General features: G+C 30.8%; 6 protein-coding genes and 1 other RNA gene. 2 read left to right on the forward strand and 5 right to left on the reverse strand.

The window, feature by feature from the left end:
• Positions 1-3 precede the first annotated feature (3 nt).
• Positions 4-1386: a dipeptidase PepV gene (pepV, locus tag GIL12_RS04405; protein ID WP_163469146.1), complete on the forward strand. Its 1383-nt coding sequence runs from the start codon at positions 4-6 to the stop codon at positions 1384-1386.
• Positions 1387-1426: 40 nt separating this feature from the next.
• On the opposite strand, the gene GIL12_RS04410 is transcribed toward pepV, so the two are convergent.
• Both GIL12_RS04410 and GIL12_RS04415 read right to left on the reverse strand, forming a co-directional pair.
• Entirely contained in the window at positions 1427-2638 is a 1212-nt protein-coding gene (locus GIL12_RS04410) for an L-serine ammonia-lyase, iron-sulfur-dependent, subunit alpha (RefSeq protein WP_163469147.1), read from the reverse strand.
• Positions 2639-2684: 46 nt separating this feature from the next.
• Positions 2685-3701 (reverse strand): PTS sugar transporter subunit IIC, encoded by a 1017-nt coding sequence (locus GIL12_RS04415; protein ID WP_163469148.1) that lies wholly within the window; start codon positions 3699-3701, stop codon positions 2685-2687.
• 349 nt (positions 3702-4050) lie between these two features.
• Between GIL12_RS04415 and GIL12_RS04420 the strand changes: the two genes are divergently transcribed.
• A complete protein-coding gene (locus tag GIL12_RS04420) occupies positions 4051-4584 on the forward strand; it encodes a helix-turn-helix domain-containing protein (RefSeq protein ID WP_163469149.1) in 534 nt (177 codons plus the stop codon).
• A gap of 58 nt (positions 4585-4642) precedes the next feature.
• On the opposite strand, the gene GIL12_RS04425 is transcribed toward GIL12_RS04420, so the two are convergent.
• The 3 genes from GIL12_RS04425 to GIL12_RS04435 form a co-directional block, all read right to left on the reverse strand.
• Positions 4643-6166: a SulP family inorganic anion transporter gene (locus GIL12_RS04425; protein WP_163469150.1), complete on the reverse strand. Its 1524-nt coding sequence runs from the start codon at positions 6164-6166 to the stop codon at positions 4643-4645.
• 195 nt (positions 6167-6361) lie between these two features.
• Positions 6362-6709: a transfer-messenger RNA gene (ssrA, locus tag GIL12_RS04430) on the reverse strand.
• A gap of 128 nt (positions 6710-6837) precedes the next feature.
• On the reverse strand, positions 6838-6968 hold a 131-nt coding region (locus GIL12_RS04435; protein ID WP_163469151.1), incomplete at its 5' end, for a sodium ion-translocating decarboxylase subunit beta.

A 6968-nucleotide genomic window follows, 5' to 3' on the forward strand; every position in this document is an offset into this window, starting at 1 on the left:
TGTATGAATATTCAAAATGAAGTTTTAAAATATAAAAATAATGTTATTTCTTCTTTACAAGAATCTATTCAAATTAAAAGTGTAGAAGAGGAAGCTAAACCAGGAATGCCATTTGGTGAAGGTCCTGCTAAAGCTTTAGAACACTTCTTAGGAGTTGCTAAAAATTTAGGCTTCAAAACTGAAAATTTTGATAATTATGTTGGACATATAGATTTTGGTCAAGGAGAAGAAACTTTAGGTATTGTTGGACATGTTGATGTTGTTCCTGAAGGAACTGGATGGGACTACCCACCTTTTTCTGGAAAAATAGTTGATAATAAAATGTATGGAAGAGGAACTCTTGATGATAAGGGACCTCTAATGGTTTGTCTTTATGCTATGAAAGCTTTAAAAGATATGAATATTCCTTTAAAGAAAAAAGTTAGAATGATTGTTGGAGCTAATGAAGAAACTAATTGGGGATGTATGAAACATTACTTTGGAAAATTAAATATGCCACAACCAACTTTAGCTTTTACCCCTGACAGTGAGTTTCCTGTAACCTTTGCTGAAAAGGGAATTTTCAGAGGATTAATTAAAATAAAAACTGATTGTAAAGATTTGGATATTTTAGGAGGAAAGGTTTTAAATGCTGTTCCTGAAAAAGCTGTTCTTACTTTACCTATATCAACTAAAGAAATTATTAATAAAAATATTCCTGTATTTAATGAAGGGAAAGAATATAAGTTGTCAGCTGAAGTTATTGATAACAAAGTTGTTGTTACTTCAATGGGAAAAGCTGCACATGCTGCACATCCACATTTAGGATATAATTCTTTAACTGCACTTATGTTATTTATACATTCTCTAGATTTGGATATTACAGGTTTAAATACAATGGCTAAATTCTTTGCTGAAAATATTAAAATGGAATTTAATGGTAAATCAGCTGGACTTTTCTATGAAGATGAGCCTTCTGGTGAAATATCTATGTGTTATGGAAAAGCATTTATTGAAAATGGATATATGAATATTTCCCTTGATACAAGATATCCTGTCACTGCTAATGGGGAAGAAATTAAAAATAAAGTTCTTACTCTTTTGGAAAAATATGGAATGGATTTTTCTGTATTAAAGGAAGAAAAACCTCTATATGTTAGAAAAGATGACCCTTTAGTTCAAACACTTACTGAAGTCTACAGTAGAGTTACTGGGGATACAGATTGTGCCCCTCTAGCAAGTGGTGGAGGAACTTATGCAAAGGCTGTAAAGAACTGTGTTGCCTTTGGTGCTTTGCTAAAAGGTACCCCTGATACAATGCATCAAAAAAATGAATGTATAGATTTAGATACAATTGATACTCTATTACAAATATATGTTGAAGCTATTTATAAACTAGCTAAATAAAAATTAAAAGCACGGAAATTAATTTCCATGCTTTTGTTATTTAAACTTGTAAAAATTTATTATAATATTTAGCCAGTCCACCTAAAGAAGTTTCCTTGTAAGCAGGACACATATCGCATCCTGTTTCCTTCATAGTTATAACAACTTGATCGAAACTTATTGTATGTTCCCCTGAAGTTGATAATGCATAATTAGCTGTATTTAAGGATCTTACTGCTACTATTGCATTTCTTTCAATACAAGGTATTTGAACATATCCACCAATAGGATCACAAGTCATTCCCAAATGATGTTCCAATCCCATTTCAGCAGCATATTCTATTTGTTCAGATGTTCCATCTAAAATATATACTGCCATTGCAGAGGCCATTGAACACGCAGCTCCTATTTCAGCTTGACAACCTGCTTCAGCTCCTGATATAGTTGCGTTTTCCTTTATTAAATTTCCTATTAATCCTGCAATTGCCAAAGCCTTTAAAGAAATTTCTCTATCCAATTGATATTCTTCTATTAATGCTCTCAACAATCCTGGAATTACACCTGCTGCTCCACAAGTTGGAGCTGTAACTATTGTTCCAGCACTACTATTTTCCTCTGCAACAGCTAAAGCATATGCAAATATTTTTTGTGTTATAACTAGATAATTTTTTTTCTTATCTATTTTATCATATAATTTTTTAGATTTTCTTTGATACTTTAGTTTTCCTGGAAGAATCCCATCTTTTCTAATACCAACATCTATAGCAGCGTTCATAGTATCTAAAATATCTCCCAAATAATTCCAAATATCCTTTCCTTCAGAAAATTCAACATATTCCCAAAGTTCTTTATTATTTTCATGACACCATTTAATAATATCATCCATCTTATTTAATTTATAGCATTCTTCTATTTCAGAAGAATTAGTTTCTAAATCCTTTATACTTCCTCCACCAACTGAAAAAACTAACCATTCCTTGATAACTTTTCCTTTTAAATCCAAAGCTTGAAATTTCATTCCATTAGTATGAAACTCATGTACAAACTCAGGCATCCAAATAATTTCTGTTTTTTTAGGCTCTAAAGTTTTTTCTATAATCCAATCTGTTAAATGTCCTTTTCCTGTTGCTGCTAAACTTCCGTAAAGTTCTATTCTATAAGATGCAGCATCTTCAGTTTCTTTTTTAAATTTTTTAGCTGCTCTTTCTGGTCCCATAGTATGAGAACTAGATGGTCCACATCCTATTTTAAATAATTCCTTTAAACTATCCACTAGTTGCCCCCTTTAAAAAATTATATATTAATTTTTTTAATTTTATCTAATTTCCTCTTATTTCATCAACTGTTTTTATCTTATAATTTTTAAATAATAATGAACCTAAATAACCTGTAACTCCACCTGTAACAGCACACATTAAAGCTACTTTTGTAACTACTAATGGATTATTAAAACCATACATAACCATAAGTCCTGCAATTGGAGTAGCTGTTCCTGTTGCATTATTAACTAATCCGTAAGTTGAAACTATAACACCTGCAATTGCTCCACCAAAAAAATTAGTTACATATACAGGTATTGGATTTGCTGAAATTACATCTGCTTGAGTTAGAGGTTCTATTGCAACTGCTATTGTAGTTTTTCTTCCTCCAAATCCCATTCTATGGAAAAATACTCCATTTAAAAATGATGATCCCATAACAGATAGAGCCCCTATTGCCATTGGTATTCCAGTAAGGCCTAACATAGCTGTTAAAGCCATTGAAGAAAGAGGAGCTGTTGCTACAACAGTTATTACTCCCCCTAAAACAATACCCATAAGTATTGGACTTGTATGAGAAGCTTGTTCTAATATTTTTCCTATATTTAATAATGTTGCATTTACCAATGGATCAGAAACTGTTGCAATTAATCTAGCTAAAGGTGCTATAAAACAAATAATAAATATTAAATCTAATCCTTGAGGTACTTTTTCTTCTACCTTAGGTATTATAAATGCCAATACATATCCTGCTAAAAATCCTGGTAATATACCAAATCCTGCAACTGAAACGCCAACTAAAACTGCATATGTTGGATTAACACCCAATGCTAAAGGAACTAAAGCTGCTGCTGCAACTCCACCCATTGATCCTGCTGCATCTCCAACTCCACCTAAAAATTCAACTCCTAATAAATCTCCACCAACATAACGTTGAAAAGCTTCCACTAGAAAACTTGCTGTAGCTGCCCCTGCTAAAGCTCCCATTGCCTTCATTCCCTTTGGCATTTTTAAACTAAACAGCGAAAAACCTACTAAAACAACTAATAATAAAACAATCCCCTTTAAAATTTCCATGTGATCTCCCATTTTAAATAAATTTTAATTAATTAATTTTTAATTTGTATAACTTCATAGAGTTTTCGTTCTCTTTATGAATATTATACTTTTTTTTATACATGAAAAATTATAGCATAGGTCTTTCATTATTTCAAATATTTTTTTCATTATTATGAAAAAAATATCCTGTATTTTAATTTTTTGTGTTTTTTATAAGTATTTTATATTATATTGTGTCATAATTAAAATATTTTGTATTTTAACCCCTTATATTTTTATATAAAACTATAATTTCACTATACTGATAAATTTCTTTTTTTTCTATAACTATGATATAATAAATAATAATTTACACTGGAGGTTCATAATGACACTTGGAAAAAAAATAAAGGCTATTCGAAAGAAAAAAAATTATACATTGAAATATATCTCTGAAATTACTAAACTATCAATTGGTTTTTTAAGTAATATTGAAAGGGATGTTAATAGTCCATCCATAAGTAATTTGCAACAAATTTGCCAAGTATTAAACGTTAACCTTATGGAAATATTAGATTCTAATAATGACTATTCTCCTATAACAAGAAAAGAAGAAAGAGAAGAAATTTTTTCTAACTTGGAGTCTCATATTAAAGTAGAAAGCTTGCTAAATGGTAAATCTCATTTTAATGGAATAGCTATAACTATTGAAAATGGCGACAATTTTAGTGAAATGTCTTGGGGGCATTCATATGATGAAATTGGAGTTGTTATTAAAGGGGAACTTGAAATAGAAGTGGATAAAGAACTTTATCATCTTAAAGAAGGGGATTGTGTTATTGTTAAAAATGGAAGTCCACATAGGTACAAAAATCCTAGCTCAAATCCTTCTGTTGTTTATTGGTTCTCATCTAAAAAATAATATATATAAAAATAAAAAGCACAGAAATCTGTGCTTTTTTTGTGTTTAAATCTACTGCCTATGCTAAAGTGTCATCTGCCACATGATATTTAGGATCTTCATATACATTTACTTCTATTATAGCTTCTGCGTTTTTTAACAGCAACAAACAATCAGGGCTTAAATGTTTCAAGTGAATTTCTTTTCCTAATTCTGAATATTTTTCTGTAATAGTATTAATAGCATCTATTGCAGAGTGATCACTTATGTAAGAATTCTTAAAATCTATATATACTTTTTTAGGATCCTCTTTAGGATTGAACAATTCTTTAAAATTAGAAGTTGAACCAAAAAATAATGGTCCTTCTATAACATAAGTTTTGCATCCACCTTCATTAATATTAGTTTTATAACTAATTTTTTCTCCCTTTTCCCAGGCAAAAATTAGAGCAGAAATTATAACACCTACTATAACTGCTAGGGCTAAATCATGGAATACAGTGATAATTGCTACTATCACTATAACATATACATCTTTTTTAGGAACCTTGTTTCCTAATCTTAAACTATTCCAAGCAAAAGTTTCTATAACAACCATGAACATAACTCCAACCAATGCTGCTAAAGGAATTATCTCTATCATTTTAGAACCAAATAAAACAAAGGATAACATAGCTAAAGCTGTTGCAACACCTGATAATCTTCCACGTCCATTACTAGTAAGATTTACCATTGATTGTCCTATCATAGCACAACCACCTGTTCCACCCATGAAACCATTTAATAAATTTCCAATTCCCTGTCCAATACATTCTCTATTTCCTTTTCCCCTTGTATCTGTAATATCATCCACTAAAGACAATGTTAGTAGAGATTCTATTAACCCTGCTAAGGCTGCTGTTAGAGCATACGGGAATATTATTTTTAAAGTTTCTAAATTAATAGGTAAATTTGGCATATGAAATTTAGGTAATCCTCCTGATATTCCACCCTTTGCAAATTCTTTTACATTTGGCATATGAATACCTTTTCCTTCAAACCAAACACTTAATCCAGTAATTACTATTATAGCAACTAATGAACTAGGAACTACCTTTGTAAGTTTTGGTAAAAATTTCACAATTATCATAGTCAATATAACTAAACTAATCATAACGTAAAGTTGTATCCCATTCATATATTTCCCATCAATTTTAAATTGATTTAATTGAGCTAAAAATATAACAATGGCCAAACCATTTACAAAACCAAGTATTACTGGATAAGGTATCATCCTAGCAAATTTACCTAGCTTAAAAATTCCTACTAAAATTTGAATAATACCCATAAGTGCAACTGTAGCAAATAGATATTCTTTCCCATGCACAGCTATTAAAGCTACAAAAACAACTGCAACACTTCCTGCAGCACCTGATATCATAGCTGGTCTTCCTCCAAATATTGATGTGCAAAGGCCTATTATAATTGAAGCATGTAAAGCAATTATTGGATCAATACCTGCTAAAAATGCAAAGGCAATAACTTCTGGAAGCAAGGCCAAAGCAACTGTTATACCTGCTAAAATTTCATTTTTTAAATTTAATTCTTGAATCTTGAGTACCATTTTTCCTCCCGATAAACACTTTAATTTATTGTTAATATATATTTTATACAAAATTTATTTGAAAATTATTTTACCATTTATATTGCAAAAAAACAAGAATTATTCAAAGTAATTATTTCACTTGTTTTATAGACTATCATTCAAAATAAAAAAACGAGCTAGATCGTTCTAACTCGTTGTAATTATTGATGTTATTGGTGGAGAAGACGGGAATCGAACCCGTGTCCAAAACTAAAGGCGCCATAGGCTTCTACAAGCTTAGTCTAACATTTAATTTTCGCTAATATCCCTCCCTTAGACAGGGCAGATAAAAGCTATCCTCTTGAATGTCCCAAAAGCTTAGAGAAATCACAGTTGGTAATCTGTATTTTGGTGACGTCTCGGCTGAACTCTCTTACAGAAGAGAAAGTCCAAAGACGAGCTGCAACTAGGCAGCTATTGCGTAATTATTGTTGTCATCTAAAAGATGATTTGACCTCTCACAGCGATCAACCTGGCCTGCTACCTATGACCATTTAGCCCTGTCGAAACCTTTGCTTCCCCATAATATCTATTTACATTGTATTATATCATAATTTAACTTTAAACTCAATACGTTGAAAATATACAGAAGAGACTTATGGAACAATACCCAAAAAGTCTCTTTTTATAATCTGTATATATTTTTTAGTTTACCCAAATATATTTAATAATACCCCTGCTGCAACTGCTGACCCTATTACTCCTGCAACATTTGGTCCCATTGCATGCATTAATAAAAAGTTTGCAGGATTTTCTTCTTGACCAACTTTTTGTACTACTC

Origin of the sequence: Fusobacterium sp. IOR10, from assembly GCF_010367435.1 — a bacterium.
GTDB lineage: Bacteria > Fusobacteriota > Fusobacteriia > Fusobacteriales > Fusobacteriaceae > Fusobacterium_B.

What these genes read in the sequence shown, in the direction of transcription:
- pepV (WP_163469146.1), top strand. Translation starts at nt 4, where the DNA reads ATGAATATTCAAAATGAAGTTTTAAAATATAAAAATAATGTTATTTCT.
- GIL12_RS04415 (WP_163469148.1), bottom strand. Translation starts at nt 3,701, where the DNA reads ATGGAAATTTTAAAGGGGATTGTTTTATTATTAGTTGTTTTAGTAGGT.
- GIL12_RS04420 (WP_163469149.1), top strand. Translation starts at nt 4,051, where the DNA reads ATGACACTTGGAAAAAAAATAAAGGCTATTCGAAAGAAAAAAAATTAT.
- GIL12_RS04425 (WP_163469150.1), bottom strand. Translation starts at nt 6,166, where the DNA reads ATGGTACTCAAGATTCAAGAATTAAATTTAAAAAATGAAATTTTAGCA.